Annotated in this window: 14 protein-coding genes; 11 read left to right on the forward strand and 3 right to left on the reverse strand. The window is 36.8% G+C overall.

Annotated elements, in window-relative coordinates; genetic code table 11:
• The first annotated feature begins 64 nt into the window (after nucleotides 1–64).
• Nucleotides 65–949: a lysostaphin resistance A-like protein gene (locus ACTYBU_RS16465; protein WP_445491387.1), complete on the forward strand. Its 885-nt coding sequence runs from the start codon at nucleotides 65–67 to the stop codon at nucleotides 947–949.
• Nucleotides 950–1,058: 109 nt separating this feature from the next.
• Here ACTYBU_RS16465 and ACTYBU_RS16470 read toward each other — a convergent pair whose 3' ends face one another.
• Both ACTYBU_RS16470 and ACTYBU_RS16475 read right to left on the reverse strand, forming a co-directional pair.
• A complete protein-coding gene (locus ACTYBU_RS16470) occupies nucleotides 1,059–1,478 on the reverse strand; it encodes a DUF1284 domain-containing protein (protein ID WP_445491389.1) in 420 nt (139 codons plus the stop codon).
• Nucleotides 1,479–1,490: 12 nt separating this feature from the next.
• Complete coding sequence (locus tag ACTYBU_RS16475) at nucleotides 1,491–2,033, reverse strand: biotin transporter BioY (RefSeq protein WP_445491390.1); 543 nt, start codon at nucleotides 2,031–2,033, stop codon at nucleotides 1,491–1,493.
• A gap of 294 nt (nucleotides 2,034–2,327) precedes the next feature.
• Between ACTYBU_RS16475 and ACTYBU_RS16480 the strand changes: the two genes are divergently transcribed.
• From ACTYBU_RS16480 to ACTYBU_RS16505, 6 genes are all read left to right on the forward strand, one after another.
• A complete protein-coding gene (locus ACTYBU_RS16480) occupies nucleotides 2,328–3,287 on the forward strand; it encodes a S8 family peptidase (protein WP_445491391.1) in 960 nt (319 codons plus the stop codon).
• Between the two features lie 567 nt (nucleotides 3,288–3,854).
• Complete coding sequence (locus ACTYBU_RS16485; protein ID WP_445491393.1) at nucleotides 3,855–4,805, forward strand: TRM11 family SAM-dependent methyltransferase; 951 nt, start codon at nucleotides 3,855–3,857, stop codon at nucleotides 4,803–4,805.
• Between the two features lie 219 nt (nucleotides 4,806–5,024).
• A complete protein-coding gene (locus ACTYBU_RS16490) occupies nucleotides 5,025–8,225 on the forward strand; it encodes a DEAD/DEAH box helicase (protein ID WP_445491395.1) in 3,201 nt (1,066 codons plus the stop codon).
• An 85-nt stretch (nucleotides 8,226–8,310) separates the two neighbouring features.
• Nucleotides 8,311–8,766 carry an SRPBCC family protein gene (locus tag ACTYBU_RS16495; protein WP_445491397.1) on the forward strand — a complete coding sequence of 152 codons (456 nt, stop codon included), beginning with the start codon at nucleotides 8,311–8,313 and terminating at the stop codon, nucleotides 8,764–8,766.
• A 610-nt stretch (nucleotides 8,767–9,376) separates the two neighbouring features.
• The gene (locus tag ACTYBU_RS16500; protein ID WP_445491398.1) at nucleotides 9,377–9,922 is read left to right on the forward strand and encodes an RNA polymerase sigma factor; all 546 of its coding nucleotides are present in this window, start codon (nucleotides 9,377–9,379) and stop codon (nucleotides 9,920–9,922) included.
• Complete coding sequence (locus ACTYBU_RS16505; protein ID WP_445491400.1) at nucleotides 9,915–11,204, forward strand: DUF4179 domain-containing protein; 1,290 nt, start codon at nucleotides 9,915–9,917, stop codon at nucleotides 11,202–11,204. Before ACTYBU_RS16500 ends, ACTYBU_RS16505 begins: the two co-directional genes overlap by 8 nt.
• A gap of 129 nt (nucleotides 11,205–11,333) precedes the next feature.
• On the opposite strand, the gene ACTYBU_RS16510 is transcribed toward ACTYBU_RS16505, so the two are convergent.
• Complete coding sequence (locus ACTYBU_RS16510) at nucleotides 11,334–13,319, reverse strand: methyl-accepting chemotaxis protein (RefSeq protein WP_445491401.1); 1,986 nt, start codon at nucleotides 13,317–13,319, stop codon at nucleotides 11,334–11,336.
• Nucleotides 13,320–14,005: 686 nt separating this feature from the next.
• Here ACTYBU_RS16510 and ACTYBU_RS16515 point away from each other — a divergent pair.
• The 4 genes from ACTYBU_RS16515 (at nucleotide 14,006) to ACTYBU_RS16530 (ending at nucleotide 17,725) form a co-directional block, all read left to right on the forward strand.
• The gene (locus ACTYBU_RS16515) at nucleotides 14,006–14,668 is read left to right on the forward strand and encodes an NAD(P)H-dependent oxidoreductase (protein WP_445491445.1); all 663 of its coding nucleotides are present in this window, start codon (nucleotides 14,006–14,008) and stop codon (nucleotides 14,666–14,668) included.
• A gap of 96 nt (nucleotides 14,669–14,764) precedes the next feature.
• Nucleotides 14,765–15,166, forward strand: coding sequence for a winged helix-turn-helix transcriptional regulator (locus ACTYBU_RS16520; RefSeq protein WP_445491403.1), 402 nt, complete (start codon nucleotides 14,765–14,767; stop codon nucleotides 15,164–15,166).
• A 372-nt stretch (nucleotides 15,167–15,538) separates the two neighbouring features.
• Nucleotides 15,539–16,978 carry an MDR family MFS transporter gene (locus ACTYBU_RS16525; RefSeq protein ID WP_445491405.1) on the forward strand — a complete coding sequence of 480 codons (1,440 nt, stop codon included), beginning with the start codon at nucleotides 15,539–15,541 and terminating at the stop codon, nucleotides 16,976–16,978.
• A 105-nt stretch (nucleotides 16,979–17,083) separates the two neighbouring features.
• Nucleotides 17,084–17,725: a HEAT repeat domain-containing protein gene (locus ACTYBU_RS16530; RefSeq protein WP_445491406.1), complete on the forward strand. Its 642-nt coding sequence runs from the start codon at nucleotides 17,084–17,086 to the stop codon at nucleotides 17,723–17,725.
• Nucleotides 17,726–18,005: the final 280 nt, after the last annotated feature.

Below are 18,005 nucleotides of genomic sequence, written 5' to 3' on the forward strand. Positions count from 1 at the left end.
CCTTACTAACCCACGTTATACTGTTTATGAACAGTGAAAGGAGCGAGGAACAATCAAAAATTATTTGAATGTTACAGAAGGAAAAAACAACTGGAAGCGTTATTTAAGTTCGGTCCTTATAGCCATAGCATTTATGGTGTTTGGCTCCCTGCTATATGGATTAAGTGAAGGGCTCATCGTCGCTTTTGATAGAAATGATCGTACATATATAGATTTTGATACAGGCATGCCAGTTGGTGTAGATCCTACTCTTAATTTATTGTTAACACATATAGTCAATATCTTTTGGATCATCGGTATTTGGATTGGGGTAAGATTTATACATAAGAGAAGATTTGCGACCCTTATTACGACAAATAATAAAATTGATTGGGGAAGAATTATTTGGGGATTTGCTGTCTTCGGCGGATTGCTGCTTATTACAACCCTTATTGATGTTCCATTTAATCTTTCTGATTATAGCTGGAATCATGTAAGACTGAAAGAATACTTCTTTTTATTTTTTGTTACATTATTGTTGGTGCCCATCCAAACAACATCTGAAGAACTTTTTTTTAGAGGAATCCTTCTTCAATGGATTGGCAGCAGATTAAAACAGCCAATTTTGCTTTCGATCATTATTGGACTGATTTTTGGAGCCATGCATTTTGCTAATCCAGAAATGGATAAATCATTTGTGCTCGTAGGTCTAGATTATATTGCAACAGGTTTTGCATTTACCTATATCTCTATTAAAACAGGAAGCTTGGAAATATCCATTGGTGCACATGCAGCAAACAATATGTTTCTATTTTGGTTTTTAGCAACCGATGATTCTGTTGCAGGCAATATTCCAAGTTTATTTACAGTTGTAAATGACTCTCCAGGAATATCGCTTATATGGTCTATTATTACGTTGATTATTTTTAATTGGCTAAGCAGAAAAAAAGTAAAAAAAGAAAGCGTATAATGTGAACCTTTCATCAGTAGGGGTTTTACTGCCCGTTAAGTGTGGGATAAAGCAGCGGAAAAAAGAAGACCATTCTTGTTGTTAAAACTAACAGGAATGGTCTTTTATTCTATCCTTTTCGCAAATCGCTAATGCCCTTTTTACAAATGCCATAGGAAAGCCAGGAGCATCCTTGGCATAAAAAATCCAGATCATCTGGGCTTACCATTTTGGCAACAAGTGAAACAAGCTCGTTTTTTTGGTAGATTTGATCTTTTTCGATTCCTAAATGTTTCATTACTTTTCGATCTAAATCAAGCACAAAATCATTTGCTTTTGGTGCATTGCAGATTCCCTCTCTGCTGTGTGGACAATAAAAACAGGTTTCATCCAATCCCTCTACTACTTTAATCGGAAAATCAATATTTTCATCTCTAATGGCAGTGACCACTTCTTGCATTTTTTTCACAAAACCAGGACTATAGCCCATACCTTGAAATCCATGAACGCAGAGTAAATGATGTCCCCGAAGAACTGTTTTTGTCTTCATCAGTTATTTTAATTATGATACTTTTGGCAAAAGGTTAGCTAATACTAAGCGATTTCGTACAAGGATGCCAATCCAGCTTGCTAAAAATGCTTTAATAAGACCAACAACGATAAATGGATACGCACCAGCAGCTAATGCCTTCGTCCAACTCATATCAAGAACAAACTTTAATTGGATGGTTCCAATAATGAGTGTAATGATCATGCCAACTGTGTTCGCGAAAAAAGCCATTGGGATCGTATACGTTGTTTTTTCTAAAATATAGCCAGTAGCAAATGCAGCAATAATAAATGCAAAGATATATCCGCCAGTTGGTCCAATTAATACGCCGAACCCAGCACTGGCTCCAGCGAATACAGGCAATCCAATCGCACCAAGCAATGCGTAGCAAATCATCGATATTGCTCCATATCTGCTTCCTAAAATAGTTGCTGTTAATCCAACAGCTAATGTCTGCCCGCTAATCGGAACGTATGGCAATGGAATTTCCATTTGAGCTAAAATAGCTGTTATCGCAGCAAAAAAACTGCATAATATTAAATTTTTTAATTTCATTATTTTTACCTCACTTTAAAATGTTAACTATTTCATATGAAAGGTTAACATAAGTTATGTTAAAAGTTAAGAAATTTTTTTCTTATAAAACAATTTTTATGGGTGCATAGTAGGCTTAAGGGAAAGGAATCCATAACTGTAGTTTATGAGAAAAAAATGGTAGCAATCTTTTTAATAAAGAACACATGTTCTGTAAATGAGTCGAAAGTCTCTTACCATAAATAGTCGAAATTGTTAAAATATACATACAACAAAGACAAAACTGCTGATGCAATCTTATGAGGAGGGGTAGTAATGGAAAAGAAAGTTCGTGTCATTCCTTACCAAGTTGAGCAGGTTGTTGAGGAGATAAATGAATTGCCAAAAGGGATTGAGCTTATTCAAGCGGACAAGCTGTGGAGACAATCCAAAGGCAAAGGAATAACGGTTGCCATATTAGATACAGGCTGTGATATTACCCACCCAGACTTACAGGGACGAATTATTGGCGGAAGAAATTTTACGGATGATGATAATGGAATTGCAGAAAAAGTAATGGACTATAATGGCCATGGTACTCATGTTGCAGGAACAATTGGTGCGGTGGAGAATGAACAAGGAGTCGTTGGGGTTGCTCCTGAAGTAAACTTGCTGATTGTAAAAGTATTAAATGAACAAGGATCAGGACAATATGAGTGGATTATAAATGGAATTCTTTTTGCAATTGAACAAAAAGTGGATATTATTTCAATGAGTCTTGGCGGACCTCAAGATGTACCAGAACTTCATGAAGCTGTGAAAAAAGCAGTAGCCAGCCAAATTCTGGTTGTTTGTGCTGCTGGGAATGAAGGAGATGGATTAGATTCAACAGATGAGTTAGGATATCCAGCTTTTTATAATGAAGTAATAAGTGTAGGAGCTGTTAACCTGGAAAGACATTCATCTGATTTTTCCAATTCTAATCGAGAAGTGGATCTCGTTGCTCCAGGAGAAGAAATTTTGTCCACTTTTTTAAATGGGAAATATGCAAAATTAAGCGGTACATCAATGGCTGCTCCACATGTTTCTGGTGCCTTGGCTTTGATTAAGTCAATCTCTGCTGCATCTTTTGAGAGGAACCTTTCTGAGCCAGAGCTTTATGCCCAGCTTATTAAGCGGACCGTACCACTCGGAAATACACCGAAACTAGAAGGGAACGGATTGCTTTATTTAACAGCACCAGATGAATTAATGAAAGCTTTTGGACAAAGATTCAATCAGTATTCTTTGACTTGATCATAGGGTAGCAACTAAACTAATATATCCTTAATAAACCTGATGCTAGTAGACGCTATGTATCAGGTTTTTTTCAAAAGAAAAGAAAGTATAAGTTTTCTGAAGTCTGACAAGTGTCTAGCTCCGACGTACAGGATGTACTAGTGCCCGCGTTGCCACAGGCTCGCAGGATGCGAGTCAATCGATTTCCCTTGATTGCGTATTTAGTCGATTTTCCTCTTTTGCGTACTTAGCCGGCCAGCATCCTATCGACTTCAACGCTTCCCTCACCTCGCTTGCGTAGTCAACATCGACGCTTGCGTTCTTCGTGTTTCCTTTATCTCTTTAAGGAACACAAACTAAAACCGCCACTTCCTGTGGCAACGTTTGTGTAATCCACATCCTGTGGACCTCAGCTTATTCTGTCGATGAGCAAGGGCGCTTGCGCTTTTCTTATGAATAAGAAAGCTAGCAATGACGATAATCCTGTCATTTATTTTCTGAAAAATGCAAGTAGGAAAACTAGCAATGATAAACTTTTCCTTTATAATGAAGAAATGAACTCTTTACTTTTAAGGCGGGAAACAATTGAATAAACAGAATGAACAATACGAAAATTATCTATATACATATGCTTTTCATGAAGAAGAAATTTCATTATGCAGGCTGGAAATGCGATCCTTGTTTGGAATGGAGACACAAAACCTATTATTGGAGAGTTCTTTATGTATCGATCCAAGTCGAAGTCCTTTTATAAAAGAAAGAATCGATATTATTTATAGAGGAACAGATTTGGAAGATATAAAGAGCAAGCTGCTGGAAATACAAATAGAGGATGCCACTTTTAAAGTGATTTTTGTGGAAAACCCAGACGATAAGGGAGAAATCTCTTATGAAAATAGAAAAAAGATTGCCAGGGAAATAGGCATGCAATTACTAGGATCCGTGAATTTAGTGAATCCGCAACAGTTATTTGCTATTATGCCTGTAAAGGATGGCTGGATTTTTGGAACTTATCACAAAAGTGAGTCTGTTTGGCTGCGTCATCAATCGAAGCCTAATCAGTATTCCACTGCACTTAGCACTCGTGTAGCAAGAGCTGTAGTGAATATCGCAGTTCCAAATCCAATAGAAAAGAAAGTGATTGATCCTTGCTGTGGAATAGGAACGGTACTAATAGAAGCTTTATCCATGGGAATGGACATTGTAGGTAGTGACAAAAATCCACTTGTTACAGGAGGAGCGAGAGAAAATATTGCCTATTTTGGACTTAAAGGGGAAGTTGCATTATTGGATATGCGGAATATAGAAAAACATTATGATATTGCTATAATAGATATGCCGTATAATCTTTGTTCTGTCCTTCCTGTTGAGGTGCAATTAGATATGCTGAAATCTGCACGACGTTTTGCAGATATAGCTGTTATTATTACAGTAGAGGAAATAGATTCACTTATACAAAAAGCTGGGTTTATGATAAAAGATCGAGGCATAAGCAAAAAAAGCCGGTTTATTAGGCATGTGCTTGTTTGTGAGTAATGTATAATAGTTTGTTTATAAAGTAAACTTCCATCAGAGGGGGAGTTTCCTCATCCCCCACTGATGGTTAGTTGCACTTATCGGATCTTTACGGGCAGTTATCCCCCACCTAACTTCCTCGATTTCTCGGCATTTTGAGGTGGGGGTCTTACTGCCCGTTAAGAGTGGGATAAAATAAAAAGAGAGAAAAAGAAACCTTTAATGGAAGGAGAACCTTTTTTGAACATTAAGCTAACTCAAAAAATCATCAAAGAAATGTGTGGAACTGTCTCCTTCAAAAGAGGAGATTCTTTTTATCAAAATAATAAAGTGGAATTCCTTGAATATCATGAAAATCAGTGTTCAGCAATCGTGAAAGGAGCAGACAACTTTCACGTAACGATTATAACGGCGGATGATGGGAGTATTCAAACAGAATGCAGCTGTCCTAAGCTGGCTTCTTTTGATCGGGACTGTCAGCATATAGCTGCCGTGCTGATTTCTGTCTTTGAATACGAACGAAGTGGAAACATTCCGGTATTAGGCAGTGCAGAACAGCATCCACTAGCAGAAGATTTATTGCATTTATTTGATTCATCTTCTGTACGATCAAGCGGTCATCAGAAACATTTTGAAAACAGGGAAGTACTTGAAGTAGATTTTACTTGTAAATTGATTGGCCAAGAAAGAGAGCAGATGCTGCTTGGAATAGAAATGAAGATTGCATCTGACAAAGTAATGAATATCTCTTCTTTTTTAAGACAATTAAAAGAAGGAAAGTCATACAAACTTTCCCCGATTTTTACATTTGATCAGCAGCTTCATTGTTTTCCAACAGAAATAGATGCATTTATTGGCCAGCTTGTTTCTATGATAGAGGATGAAAAGCTTTTTGTGGATAAAATAAAAGAAAAAGTATCGCTGAACAGGGAAATCTTTCTGCTTCCGCCGTCCTCTTTTGATCGACTTGTTCCATTCTTTAACAAACTGCCAAGTGCATCTGTAGAATATAGCGGATGCTGCTATACTGGTTTCCATGTCTCATCTGAACTGCTTCCATTGCAATTTGATTTTGTTGAAACAACAGGGAGAAACTATCAGCTGAATATATCAGGATTTCATAAAATAACGATTTTGCCTCCTTACCAATCTGTTTTGACGAAAGGACGATTAACCCAGCTGGAAAATCAAGAGTTTCAGAGGCTGGTACATTTACAAGAAATGCTAGACAAAGCTGGAACGAATAGTATACCAATTGCAAAAAATCAGGTTGATTTTTTCCTGGAAAAAGTAGCTCCTGGTTTGAAAAAGTTGGGAACGGTGGAGGTAGGCAGTGCAGCAGCGAAGCAACTTCAAAATGATGAGCTGATGGCTAAATTATTTTTGGACCGGGTAAACAACCGTTTGCTTGCAGCATTGGAATTTCATTATGGTCGAATTCTTTTGAATCCATTGGAAACGAAAGAGGTTCTGGAAAACGGTTTTTTATTGCGGGATGTTGAAAAAGAAAGGGAAATCCTAGAATTGATGGAAAACAGCTCTTTCTCCAAAACAGACAGCGGTTATATTTTGCAAAATGAAGGATTGGAGTACGCTTTTTTATATCACATTCTTCCAAAGCTGCAAAAACTAGTTCAAGTGTATGCTACTACCGCAGTCAGAAACAGAATTTTTCGGGAAAATCCCAAGCCGATGATTAAGGTAAGTGTAAAAAAAGAGCGTACCAACTGGCTGGAATTTAAATTTGAAATGGTTGGTATTTCAGAAAAAGAAATTCGTGATATCTTAACATCGTTAGAAGAAAAACGAAAATACTACCGGATGCGCAATGGATCGCTTCTCTCTTTGGAGACAAGGGAAATGGAAGAAATACAGCAGTTTTTACTGTCGCCGCAAATTCAGCAACAGGACCTTATTCATGGTGTAGATTTATCGATTCATCAAAGTTTTCCACTTGTTGGGTTTTTGGAGGATAATCATTTGTTGAAGAAGACCGAGTCCTTTCGGGAATTGGCAGCAATCTTGCAGCAGCCAGGCAGTATGCCATTTGACGTGCCAAAAAGTGTAGAACCAATCCTAATGGACTATCAAAAGATAGGTTTTTATTGGATGAAGACGTTGGCTTATTACGGGTTTGGCGGTGTTCTTGCAGATGATATGGGTCTAGGAAAAACTTTGCAGAGCATTACATTTATTTTATCAGAGCTAGAGATTATTAGGAGAGAGAAGCTTCCAGCATTAATTGTTTGTCCATCATCATTGATGTATAACTGGTTGAATGAATGGCTGAAATTTGCACCTGAAATCCAAGCTGTTGTTATGGACGGCAATAAAAACGAACGGATGAAGCTGCAAAAGGAGTTGAGGGAAGTAGATGTGGTGATTACTTCTTATCCACTATTACGAAAAGACAGCCATTGGTATGAAAAACAAACCTTTCATAGTGTCATTTTTGATGAAGCGCAATATTTTAAAAATCCACTGACTCAGACGGCAAAAACGGTCAGGAAAATCAAGGCAGATTATCGTTTTGCCTTAACTGGGACACCTGTGGAAAATGCTTCAGAAGAGCTTTGGTCTATTTTTCATGTAGTGTTCCCTTCCTTATTTTCTGGATTAAAAGAATACAGCCATTTAACAAGAAAAAATATTGCGAAAAGAATTCGTCCGTTTTTACTGCGTCGTATAAAGGAAGATGTCCTCTCAGAGCTTCCGAAAAAAATCGAATGGCAGGAGTCAACAGATTTGCTGCCAGAACAGAAAAAATTATATGGTGCTTATTTAGCAAAGCTGCGTCATGATACCTTAAAGCATCTTGATAAAGATACATTGCGAAAAAATAAAATTAGAATATTGGCAGGACTGACTCGTTTGCGGCAAATATGCTGCCATCCAGTGCTTTTTGTGGACGGCTATAAGGGAAGATCTGCCAAATTTGACCAGTTAATCACAATGGTGGAGGAAGCAAAACAAGCAGGAAAAAGGGTGTTGATCTTTTCACAGTTTACAAAAATGCTAGAGTTAATTGGAAGAGAGCTGGCTTCCAAAGGGATTTCTTTCTTTTATTTGGATGGTCAGACTCCTTCAGAAGAGCGAGTGGATATGTGCCGCCGCTATAATATGGGAGAATGCGATTTTTTCCTTATTTCCTTGAAAGCTGGGGGAACGGGCTTAAATTTAATGACTGCTGATACCGTTATTTTGTATGATACATGGTGGAATCCAGCAGTAGAGGAACAAGCAGCAGACCGCGCCCACAGGATGGGACAAAAGAATCCAGTACAAGTCATTAAACTGGTTGCAAAAGGTACAATCGAAGAAAAAATAAATGAACTGCAAGCGAAAAAAAGGGATTTAATAGAAGAAATCCTTGATTCAGAAGAGAAGATAGTAAACATTTTAACAGAAGAAGATCTAAAAGAAATTTTGAGCGGAAATTAAAAATATTGGAAGGGCTGCGATGATCCAATCCCAGCTATGGCTGATATACTTAAACTAATACTTTAAAGTAATGGAGGTATTATGTATGGAAAAACTATTTGTGGAACAATCAATTGTCGTACATGCTCCTGTCTCAAATGTTTGGAAGGTGCTTACAAATCGTCCGTATACTGATCAATGGGCTCTTGAGTTTTCAAGCGGAGGTCCTTCCTTTTATTTGGAGTCCACATGGGAATTAGGCAGCCCGGTATTCTGGAAAGGGCAGGATGGAGAAATAATTGTAGAAGGAAATGTAACAGCAGCAGAAGAAAATAAACTTTTGCGCTTTACCGTTTTTGATGTTCGCATGGAGGAAAGACCTCTTATTACAGATGAGGATGGCATTACTTTTTATTTAAAAGAAAATAAAGGGATAACAGAGCTTGCGATTAAGCAGGGGGATTTTTCTGTTATGACAGATGGAGAAAAATATCGGGATTTAACGGAAGAGATTTGGAAAAAGGTGCTTCCAAAGGTGAAGTATTTGGCAGAAAATATTTAGTAAGTTTATAGAGAGGAGTCATTTTTTTAGTGCTTTTAATGAATCACATTTCTTTTAAAGCAAGGCTATGTTAAAGCTCATTGTTGATTTTGGCACTACGTTGCTTTTCGTTCCAGGCGTGAGACTCCTGCGGGAAAAGCGAGTCAGAGAGATACCCCACAGACTCAGAAGAGCCGAGGAGGCTCCCGGACCGCCCGCGGAAAGCGAACGCCTGAAGCGGAAATCTATAGGCAAGTTTAACAGAGCCTTTAATTAAAAAAACTGTATATTGAATATTTTTAAAGGGAGGCTGTCCCATAAGCCGGATTAATCGACTTATGGGACAGCTTTCCTTTTATTTAGAAATAAGTAAGTATAAAATTTTTGAAGTTAGACTAGTGTCTAGCTCCAGCGCCCTATCAACTTCAACGCTTCCCTCACCTCGTCTACGATAAGTCAACATCGAATCACTACGTTCTTCGTGTTTCCTTTATCTCACTCGATTCAGTCCAGCTTATTCTGTCGATGAGCAAGGGCGCTTGCGCTTTTCTTATTTATAAAAGGAAAATAAAATGTTAAAAAAATGAACTTTTTCTTGGTTACAATACTCTTATAGGTGAGAGGTGAGACGATGAGAATTGCTAATTTGGTGAAGAAAGCAAAAAAAGGCAATAAAGAAGCATTGCTTCAACTAATTATGCTTCAAAAAGAAGATTATTATAAACTTGCATATACATATATGGGAAATAACCATGATGCAATGGACGTTATGGAAGATATGATTGTCTGTTTATATGAAAATATCCATCAGCTGAAAAAAGAAAATTCCTTTTACAGCTGGAGTAAAACCATTTTGGTGAATAACTGTAAATCATTATTAAAGTCGCAGCAAAAGTTGTTATTAGTAGAAGAATGGAATGAATACAAAGAATCGGAAAAAGAATATGCTAGTACGATAAATTCCATACATAACAAAGATCAAAAAATGGATATTCAACAATTATTAACAACGCTGAATGAACACCAGGCAGAGGCAATAAGATTAAAATACTTTCATGATTTGGATTATCAATCCATCTCTGACATGACAAATGTTTCCGTAGGCACCGTAAAATCAAGAATTTTTCATGGACTGAAGAAGTTGAAAATTCAGTATGGAGGTAAAATATATGAATAATATGGAAGAGCTATTAAAAGAAGAGAAAAAGCATATTGATGCATTGAAAACTCCAGCTGAATTGGAATTACGGTTAAGAAAGGCATTGGATCAAGTTGAAAATAAAACAAATCGATCGTCAGGCATATGGAAATCTATAGTAATTGCCATACTATTATTTTTATTTGTTGGATATAATTTTGATGCCTTTGCATATTATGGGAAGAAAATAATGGGGTTTGATGAAGTGGCATCTAGTACGTTAAAGACTTTAAATAATGAAGGAATGGGGCAAAGGGTCGAAAAAACGGTCCAATTAGACAATGATACAAAATTAACTATAAATGGGATAATGGCAGATACAAATAGAACTATCCTATACTATACACTAGCAAATACCAATGGTTTGGAGGAAGATTACAGTGACAGTTTTTCACTTTCAAAACTGACTGGGTTTTTAACGAATTCAAATTATAGTTCGGGAGAGGGAATATTTAATAAGGAAAGAACGGAATTTAAGGGAATAGCCGATTTTGAATCAGTAAGCCCCTTCTCAAAAAAACTTACTCTTCACTATTGGAGATATGCTGAAAATGGGCAAGGGAAAGAAGAGAAAATTTCATTTAGCTTCGATCCAGCTAAAGCGATGCAAGCAGAGTTAAAACAATCCATTAAGAAGAAGGTGAAGGTAGATCAAGGAACAATTACCTTTAATTCGATTATTGCGTCTCCGACTTTGACTGTAGTAAAAGGGACATTGAATGTGAAAAACTTTGATCGTTTAAATGAAAACCTAATGGGGATTGAATTATTAGCAAATGGAAAAACGATAGAGATAATAGGAAGCAGCACCCATTCGTCTCCAATGGGTGGCAGAACATTTGAGATTCAATTTGATGCGCTTTCAAAGGATTTACAAACACTTGAATTAAATGTAAAAGAATTTGTTGGCTATAAAAAGATTAATGAAACTTTTCCATTAAAAACGATTCAAGAGAAACCATATAAAATAAGTGGGGAAAGTTTATGGATAAAAAATGTATCCACTACATTAAATGGCACAGAAATCACGATTGCAACAAAAGAATCTATTCTGCTAGATAAAGTACGAATAGATTCTAAAAATGATAGCATTCCGATAAAGACAACAAGGAATGTAGAATATGTGAAGCAGCAGAATGGGGAAGTTATGAAAGAACGGACTCTTGTGTTTGATCCAGTAGATGAATCGAATACCATGGAAATAGGGGGCATTCACTATATGAAGCAGTATAATAAAAAAATACAAATTCCTATTGATTAGTATTCTTTATCCCACTCTTAACGGGCAGCAAGACCCCCACCTCAAGCTTTCATCAGTGGGCATAGAAATAATAGGAATAATAAAATGCACGGAAAGTAAGCTTCCCGTGCATTTTATTATAAGTATATATTAAAATTTAAACTGTTTTACTAGATATTGCAATTCCTCGGCCATAGAAGAAAGAGTTTGGGCAAATGCCGAAATTTCTTCCATTGATGCCAGTTGTTCTTCTGTCGAAGCAGCAACTTCTTCTGATGACGCAGCATTATTTTTGGCAATATCTGATATAGTATTTGATGTTGCTTCTACCTCTTGAATGCCACCGGCCATTTGCTGAATCGTAGAAGAAACCGTTTCGATCTTAGGCGAGATTTCTTGCATGCTAGATAAAATTTGTGTGAATTTTAGGATTGCATCGTTTGAAACAATTAAACCGTCCTTTACATTGTCTACTACCGTCGACATCATTTGTACGGTATTTTCCGTATCTTTATGAATGTCTTTAATTAATTGTTCGATTTTTTTTGCGGAGTCTTGAGACTGTTCCGCTAACTTCCTTACTTCATCTGCAACAATAGCAAATCCCCTGCCTGCTTCACCAGCTCTTGCTGCTTCAATTGCAGCATTAAGTGCCAATAGATTCGTTTGTTCAGAAATATTAGTAATGACACCTAATATGGAGCCAATTTCTTTCGAACGATCGGATAAAGAACGAATCATCTCATTCGAGTCTAATACAGAATTGTGAATTAAACTCATTTGATCTACTGTTTCTAAAACAGCTTTTTCTCCATCTTCCGCCATTTTTGTTGTATTCTTTGTTAATTCAGCCACTTCATGTGTATTGTCTGCGATGGCAGAACTTCCTTTTGCGATCCTTTCAATGAAAGCATTGTTTTTTTCTAATTCTATTGTTTGTTTTTCCGCACTGCTTGCAACATCTTGAATAGCTGCAGCCACTTGTTCTGTTGCTTCACTTGTTTGCGAAGAGCTTGCATTCAGTTCTTCAGCGGAAGAGCCTACTTGCAGGGAGTGCTGCTCAATCATTTTTAATGTATTTCTTAAACCTGCTTGCATCTCTTGAAAAGAAGCTGCCAGGCTGCCAATTTCATCCTGTGCCCGGATTTCAATTGTTTCGGTTAAATCGCCAGCGCTAATCGTTTTTGCTTTGCTTTGTAGAACTTTCAATCTTTTCACGATGGATAGTACGATCGCAATGACTATAATAGCTCCTAAAATAATAGAAGCCACTATCACCAATATCGTCGTTTTCATGATAGGCTTAGAAGCATCTTCTACTTCAGAAACGTACATCGTTCCCCCGACCTTCCAGCCTGTTTGCTCATTGGTGGAAAAATACATTACTTTTTCATTTCCTTTAAACATATAATGAAGTTTCCCTGATTTAGCTGCATAAAGCTTTTGGAAAAAATCTTCTTTCGCTTTTGAGCCAGCTTTTTCATTTGGACTTACAATATAGTTTTGCTGAGAATCAAGTAAAAAAGCATAGCCGTTTGTTCCGATCTTCACTTCTTCTGCTGTAGATTCCAAATTTTTAATACTAATATCAATGGCGATGACTCCAGATTCATCCTCCAACAACTTTGTTATAGTTACAACCATTTCATTTGTACTGGCATCTTTATAAGGGCTGGTTACCACAACCTGGCCCTTTTTTTGTTCAGCTACTTGATACCATGGACGATCTCTTGGATCATAATCGTCAGGAAGATTGAGGTTTGGATAGCTAAGTGTCTTCCCATTCTTGGTACCAACGTAAATTGCCTGGACTTCAGGATGCAGATCAATATATTGGTTGAATTTTGTAATGGTAGGAGATGATTCACTTCCATCCCCATACATATCAGCAGTAATTTTTCCTGCAAAATAATTAACATCGTGTAATTTAGGTGAAAATGTATTATTGATATTGGAGTTTAATAGTTTCACATTTTCTTTCGCACTATTTAATAAACTATCATTTAATTGTTTTGCTGCACTATTATAGGATAAAAGCCCAACAATAATGGTAGGAACGATAAGAATAAGTGCAAATGCCATATAAAGTTTGGTGCTTAATCGAACAGTAGATTTCCTTTTTTTAAATTTCCCCATTAATTTTTCTCCTTTTGTTTTATTGCATCTTGAATGAATGGTTATATTTTAGATAAGCCATAAAAATAGTATCCATTTTATTTTCGACAATATTTATAAAAATTAAAGTCCTTTTCTCTAATAAATTTAAAACTTTTGGGAAGAATTCATATGCCTAATAATTGATAGCGGTTGCATTTTTTTGAGAAGATGGCTCTGTTAAACGATCATGTTGTTTTGGGGAAGGGAATCTGCGAGACTCCAGCTTAAAAAACGGGCTGGCAAGACCTCAGCTCTGACGGGTACGAGTGAGAAGGCTTGCCGGTTCGTCCGCGGAAAGCGAGTAGCTTCCCTGACCATTCAAAAATCAACAATAAAATTTAACAGAGACCTCCATGCTAATAAAATTCGCACCATGGGGGATGAAAAGAAGTAGCTTCCACTATTTATAGCACAGAGCAGGTTGAATACACGAAGACTCCTGCTTAGAAAGCGGGACAGACGAGAAGAAAGCAGGAGCAAAGCGAAGTGTATTCAACCTGTGGAACCCTATTTTTCAGGGTAGCCAAGAAGATAAAAGGATAGTATAAAAAACGATACTACCTATAAAAAATGTGCGTACTTATACAATTGTTGTCCATGGAGTATACTTTGTTTAAGTTGATTTTCAGCTAATATATTAAAAAAAGGATGTGCTACTGATGGCAATGAAAAAAGAAGAGATTTTAGATGCATACATGTATAGACACGCTACAAAAGAATTTGATCCAAATAAAAAAATCAGCAAAGAGGATATGGAGTTTATTTTAGAAACGGGAAGATTATCTCCAAGCTCTTTTGGATTTGAACCTTGGAAATTTATTGTCCTGCAAGATCAGCGTATAAGAGAAAAACTGCTGCCTGTTTCTTGGGGAGCACAAAAGCAATTACCAACATCCAGCCATTTTGTGATTGTTTTGTCAAGAACACCAAAGGAATTGGTAGCTGACTCAGAACATATTGTTCGTATGATGGAGAAAGTTCAACAACTGCCAGAAGAGGTTGTTAAAGGAAAAGGCAGTATGTATGACAAGTTTTTAAAAGAAGATTTTGATTTGTTTGGAAATGAGCGTGCTATGTTTGAATGGGGATGCAGACAAACATATATTGCATTAGGAAATATGATGACTGCTGCTGCACAAATCGGAATCGACTCATGTCCGATTGAAGGGTTTGACAAAGATAAGGTAGAAAAGGAGTTAGAAGAAGAAGGTTTATTGGATAAGGACCAGTTCGGCATTTCTTGCATGGTTGCATTTGGTTTCCGGGTAAAGGAACCAAGAGATAAAACAAGACAAACAAAAGACCAAGTAATTCAGTGGGTCGAGTAAATAATGAGCTGTACAATATAGAAATGTCTATCCATTTTCCATTATCATCGTTTATGGTAAAGTAAGAAGAAACGGACAGATTGGAGGCTTTACATTTTGAATGATCGTAAAGAGGTTCATGGAACTTGTCTATCAAGTGAAGGCTGCCCGGTTGAATTGACTCTAGGTATCATCGGTGGTAAATGGAAAGGGGTAATACTTTATCATCTGATTGATGGGAAAAAACGTTTTAATGAATTTCGAAGAATCAGTCCAAATATTACTCAGCGAATGTTGACATTGCAGCTCAGGGAGTTAGAGAAAGATGGCATCGTTCATCGGGAAGTATATCATCAAGTGCCGCCAAAAGTAGAATATTCATTAACTGATTTTGGAAAAAGTCTTATCCCGATAATTCAGCAAATGAAAGATTGGGGAGAGAAATATCGAGATGGGATTTTTGACCAGCAAAAAGATTCAAGTGAAGCGCAGAAAATATCTGATTTATCCCACACGTAACGGGCAGTAAGACCCCCATCTCAGATAGCCAGAAATTGAGGAAGCAAGGTGTTGAAACTCGCCCGTAAAGGTCCGATAAGTGCAACTAACCATCAGTGGGGGATGAGGGAAAACCCCCACTGATGGAAGTTTACTTTATAATCAATAGGGAACAAAAGCTCAAAGTTATGAAAAGAGATTGATCTTTTTATAAACTTGAGCTTTTTGTATTGAAAAACAGGAATTAATAAATATATGATTGATATTGGTAAATTTTTCTCCAGTTGATTGTAATGCGAACTTTTGTTTGGTAAAATAAGCGGAAATAAGGATTCTTGTCTCTTCGTAAAATAATCGAAGGATAAATAGGGAAGAAGATGGTGGAGGGAAAAGATGGAAGTGAAAATAAATTCAAAAGCTATATTAATTACGTTTATGATAGGTGCTTTTTTTGCGATTTTAAATGAAACACTGCTCAATATAGCGCTCACGGAATTAAAAAATGTTTTTCAAGTGAATACACCTACTGTTCAATGGCTTGCAACTGGCTTTATGCTGGTAATGGGAGTATTGATGCCGGTGTCTGCACTATTGATTCAATCGTTTACAACTAGACATATGTTTATTGGGGTCATGACCATATTTTTAATTGGAACGATAATAGCAGGATGTTCAGTTAATTTTCCGATGCTTCTAACGGGCCGAATGATTCAGGCAGTTGGAACAGGGCTATTAATACCAGTTATTATGAATGCATTGCTATTATTGTATCCGCCTGAAGTCCGCGGCAAAATTATGGGTACTTTTGGGTTGGTTATTATGTTTGCACCGGCAATTGGTCCGACGTTATCGGGAGTAATTGTAGATACTTTAGGGTGGCGCTGGTTATTTTTATCTGTCATTCCATTTGTATTGTTTTCTATTCTTTTTGCATTAAAGTATTTGCAAAATGTTGGGGAAGTTACAAAACCTAAGGTGGATATTTTGTCGATTATTCTATCCACAATTGGAATTGGCGGCTTAGTCTATGGCTTCAGCAGTGCGGGAGAACATAAAAGTGGTTTACTCTCTGCTGAGGTTTTAACCTGCATTTTAATCGGAGCAATAAGTTTACTATTATTTGTACTTCGACAATTAAAGATGGATCAGCCGTTATTGGATGTTCGAGTTTTTAAGTATAAAAACTACACATTAGGTGTCATTATGTTTGTAATTGTTATTATGGCAATGTTTGCATCCGAAATTATTATGCCGTTGTATCTTCAAGGTCCTTTAGGGTACACAGCAAAGATGGCTGGATTGATTCTTTTGCCAGGCGCCCTTTTAAATGGATTAATGTCCCCTGTTATGGGAATGCTTTTTGACAAGTATGGACCAAGAAAGTTAATGGTACCAGGTGCTTTCGTTATAATCGGTGTTATGATTTTCTACAGCAGAATAAATCCTTCTGTACCGATGTGGGCGTTTATTCTTGTGTATATCCTGTTGATGTTCTCCATTTCAGCTATTATGATGCCATCGCAAACGAATGCTTTAAATGAGTTGCCGAAGCATTTATATCCGCATGGAACAGCTATTTCCAATACTTTGCAGCCGATTTCAGGCGCATTGGGTGTTTCGATTTTTGTCAGCATTTTAACAGGAAGAAGCCAGCATTTTCTAGATGAATACAACGGTCAGAAAACACAGCAGGTTTTTGATGATGCGATGACATATGGTGTTCATCATGCTTATTGGTTTGCATTAAGTATATGCGTCCTTGCATTTATTATCGCGTTATTTGTTAAAAAAGCAGTGTCTCCTGATAGCAATACAGCAGAAAACGAAGCTTAATGCTATCAAGGAAGGTAATTTCTTTCGGATAATTGGGTAAAGTGAAATAGTGAAGCCGCTTTTTCTTTGGAAATTGCGGCTTTATGCATATAGGAGGGAAAGAAGATGACAATTCTTATGAAATTATCATCCCAAATAGGCGAAAAAACGGAAGAAGGCAATCGAAAAGCTGCACAAGAATGTTTGGAAAACCCTAGTTTGTTAACGATTATTGGAGAAGGACTTGCTTCAAAAAATGCAGCACTTGCTGGCGACTGTGCAGAAGTATTAACAATGACAGCAGAAAAACAGCCAAAATTGCTTCTTCCTTTTTCTGATCTCCTTATTGAATTACTATCTCATAAAAAAACAAAAGTTCGCTGGGAAGCAATGCATGCGATCGCATTGATTGCTGGATATATCCCATCAAAAATCACGCCTCTATTGCCAAAGCTGCAGGATTTAATCCACACAGATAAAAGTACGATTGTAAGAGATTATGCCATTGAAACATTATGCAATTACGCAAAAGCAGGGGAGATGGAGGGGCAAGAAGCTTTTCTATACTTAAAGGAATCTCTGCATGTTTGGAATGGAAAACATCGTGCTAGAGTATTAAAAGGTTTTCTATATATATGTCAGTCTACTGATATCCATACTATAGAAATCCGTGGAGTAGCAGAAGAATATAAAGATGATACCAAAGGTGTTGTGAAAAAAGCAGTGAAGGAGCTTATAAAAGCTATTGATTCCGAAAAAGGAAAATAACAGGTCCGTTATTGTTTAGGATGCCGTTGGAGATTTGCAAATAAATCTTAAAAGTCCTAAATGACTTTTAAAGTTAATGAAAATATAGAACTTATCAAATATAAAAACCAACTTGTTATTACTATCAAGTTGGTTTTTAACATTTTTGAATAGTAGTTGCACAATTATTTCCTTATTAAAGAGAAAGATTCAACACTATCTGCTAATAGCATGTTCTTCTTTCTTTTTTAAGACTAAATATTATTTTTTTAAAAGAAACATATAGTATACTAATAGGAAC

Source organism: Niallia sp. 03133 (genome assembly GCF_052663225.1).